The organism is Aestuariivirga sp. (genome assembly GCF_046093005.1).
Taxonomy (GTDB): domain Bacteria; phylum Pseudomonadota; class Alphaproteobacteria; order Rhizobiales; family Aestuariivirgaceae; genus Aestuariivirga.
Window position 1 is genome coordinate 1 of the sequence record NZ_JBJTER010000037.1, and the last position, 2,096, is coordinate 2,096.

Here is a 2,096-nt window from a genome sequence, read left to right on the forward strand (position 1 = left end):
GGCGCGGGCGGACCGTCACGCGCCTTCGGTGCGCAGGCGCTGCGCCGCACCGTCAATGGAGGCGCGCAGGCTGGCGTAGTCATGGTGCACCGGGTACTGCGGGAACTGCGCCACGATGCTCACGGGCGGGTGGATGAAGAAGCCCGCATGCGCGGCGCCCAGCATGCCGGTGTCGTTGTAGGAGTCACCCGCGGCCATGACCTGGAAGTTCAGGCCTTTGAGCGCGTTCACGGCATGGCGTTTCTGGTCCGGCTGGCGCAGCTTGTAGTCGGCCACGAAGCCGTCGGCGTCGATCTCCAGCTTGTGGCAGAAGAGGGTGGGGCGCCCGAGTTGGCGCATCAGCGGGTCGGCGAACTCGTAGAAGGTGTCCGACAGGATGATCACCTGGTACTGCGAACGCAGACCGTCCAGGAAGTCCTTCGCGCCCTCCAGCGGCGCCATGCTGGCGATGACGGCCTGGATGTCGGCGAGCTTCAGGCCCCGCTCACGCAGCAGGCCGATGCGAAAGCGCATGAGCCTGCCATAGTCCGGCTCATCCCGCGTGGTGCGGCGGAACTCCGGAATGCCGGTGCGCTCGGCAAAGGCGATCCAGATTTCAGGGACGAGCACGCCTTCCAGGTCGAGGCAGACGACTTGCATGCAGGGCTCCGAGACAAACGGTGGCGGGGCTCTTCTTGGGGAGCGCGAGGGAAACGAGAGGGGCGCGCGAGGCAAGCGCAAAAGAAGCATGATCGTAGCCCAGACCTCCCCCGGGCCATCCCCGCAGAGGCGGCTTCAGGCCACGATGTAGGCGGCAGCGCCCGTGGCGATGAGCTGGCCTTCGTCGTTGACGAAGCGCATCTGCGTGGAGGCCACGCGACCACCCAGCCTTGTGACCTCGGCCGTGGCGATGAAGTGCTTGCCAATGCCTTGGCGCAGGTAGTCAATGCGCAGGTCGATGGTGCCCATCTTCACGAAGCGGCCCATCACCTGCATGGCGTTGTCCTGCGGATGCTTTGCCGCACCGGCCACCATGATGGCCAGCCCGCCCATGGCGTCCAGCGTGGCCGAGATCACCCCACCGTGCAGGCGGCCGTGGGTGAAGCTGCCGATCAGCTCGGGCTTCATGTCAATGCGGGCGCGTACGTCGCCGGGTTGCACGGACAGGATCTTCAATCCCAGCACCTGGTTGAAGGCGATCTTGCGCTCGAAGAGCTCGATCAGGGCGGTTTCGAAGCGCGCCTGCTCATGAGGAGGTCGGGGTGCGGAGGTTGACAATGGTTCGGCCGCAATCCTGGCTGATTGTTCGGTCTGAGGAACAGAGGTGGCGTCTGGCGTATTCATTACACGTGGAGCAAAGAAAAAGTTGTCCTGATTATCGGCTGGATCTGCATCTGGTTTTTATGGTAACAACTTATCAACTCATGATGTTCTAAACTATTCGCATTCGCCCGAGAATGCGACACGACATTGTGAAAAGTGCTTGCACGTCGCCGAATGGTGTGCTGCTAGGATAAAAATATTCATCGTCATGAAGACCGATTACCTTAATCGTTGCGATGGAGACGTAAGGGCTCTATTGCAAAATGTGGAGCAAAAGCTCAATGTGCTTATCGAATTTGTCGGTGATGACAGACTCAATACTTGTGGGCCTACTGGGCATGGTATGCTTAAAACACGGGTTGAACCGCTACCGCCACGCATCTATTTCCCAACAAATGGTTATTTTTCAAACGGTGCAATTTGGCATGAACTGTCGCATATCCGTCGAGCACTAGTTGATTCAGTGCCATTTATCACGTGCGCCGCCCGAGGTGCTGAAGAACTCGATAACGCCGTGGAGCATCTCTTTATAGTTCCTGGGGAGATATTGAAATATCCCGAAAGAGTTCTTCATTGGGATCTAACAGTTCAAAAACTTTGGACTGAAATGATTCCATTTGTATCGGTGAATGAGTTGCCGGCAATGGATTTATGTAGTCGGCCCTGCAAAATACCGTAAGTCCTTGTTTTAATTGATGTTTCAGGGTGTTTCCGGATAGTCAAAACTCTCGAGAAGATATCCAATGGCGTTCAATTCCTGAGAGTTTTGGAGCTGAAGAGATGGCCACTGACGA

At 57.7% G+C, this 2,096-nt stretch carries 3 protein-coding genes; 1 reads left to right on the forward strand and 2 read right to left on the reverse strand.

The features are described from left to right. Positions 1–15: 15 nt before the first annotated feature. Both thrH and ACKOED_RS02960 read right to left on the reverse strand, forming a co-directional pair. Positions 16–639 carry a bifunctional phosphoserine phosphatase/homoserine phosphotransferase ThrH gene (gene thrH, locus ACKOED_RS02955; protein ID WP_408915086.1) on the reverse strand — a complete coding sequence of 208 codons (624 nt, stop codon included), beginning with the start codon at positions 637–639 and terminating at the stop codon, positions 16–18. A 135-nt stretch (positions 640–774) separates the two neighbouring features. Then, positions 775–1,257, reverse strand: coding sequence for a thioesterase family protein (locus ACKOED_RS02960; protein ID WP_408915087.1), 483 nt, complete (start codon positions 1,255–1,257; stop codon positions 775–777). A gap of 253 nt (positions 1,258–1,510) precedes the next feature. On the opposite strand from ACKOED_RS02960, the gene ACKOED_RS02965 reads away from it, so the two are divergent. After that, positions 1,511–1,981, forward strand: a complete 471-nt coding sequence (locus tag ACKOED_RS02965) for a hypothetical protein (RefSeq protein WP_408915088.1) — start codon at positions 1,511–1,513, stop codon at positions 1,979–1,981. Positions 1,982–2,096 lie beyond the last annotated feature (115 nt).

What these genes read in the sequence shown, in the direction of transcription:
- thrH (WP_408915086.1), bottom strand. Translation starts at nt 639, where the DNA reads ATGCAAGTCGTCTGCCTCGACCTGGAAGGCGTGCTCGTCCCTGAAATC.
- ACKOED_RS02965 (WP_408915088.1), top strand. Translation starts at nt 1,511, where the DNA reads ATGAAGACCGATTACCTTAATCGTTGCGATGGAGACGTAAGGGCTCTA.